Here is a 534-nt window from a genome sequence, read left to right as displayed (position 1 = left end):
CGAGGAGCCGGTGCTGCTCGGCGTGCGCGACACCACCGCGCAGGTGGCGCACCTCGTCAAGATCGGCGAGGACGGGCGCCTGAAGCTCTACCGGCGGATGGGATGGGAGGGCGGCTGGGACCAGTTGATCTCGACCTCGGTGGCCACCGCCGCTGCGCGCGGCTGGCACTACGTCGAACTGCAGGTCGTGCAGGGCACGAGCAACGGCACCTTGAAGGTGCGCGCGAACGGCGTGCTCGCGATCGACCTGTGGTCGCAGGACACCGTCCAGGGCGGCGGGCAGTTGCTCACCGCCTTCGTGGGCAGCGTGCCGGGCCAACCTTGCCCGGTCACCGTCGACGTCGATGACTTCTACATCGCCGACACCACCGGCACGATCAACAACACCTTCCTCGGCGACGTGCGGGTGGATGCGCTCAAAGCCCAGGCGAACGGCGCACTGAACCAATGGACGGTCGAGCCCACGGGACTGCCCGCTTGGGCTGCGGTCAGCGACGGCGACGAGGCCACGGCCATCCGCGCGGCCACGGCGGG

1 pseudogene is annotated in these 534 nt (G+C 70.0%); it reads left to right on the top strand.

Annotated elements, in window-relative coordinates:
- Positions 1-534 (top strand): annotated as a pseudogene (locus tag CTA01S_RS16330) (hypothetical protein); the annotation flags it as partial.

It is taken from the genome of Caldimonas taiwanensis NBRC 104434 (genome assembly GCF_001592165.1).
Classification (GTDB): domain Bacteria; phylum Pseudomonadota; class Gammaproteobacteria; order Burkholderiales; family Burkholderiaceae_C; genus Caldimonas; species Caldimonas manganoxidans.
Note: the sequence above shows the minus strand (reverse complement) of the source record. Positions and strands in the feature narration are given on the sequence as shown.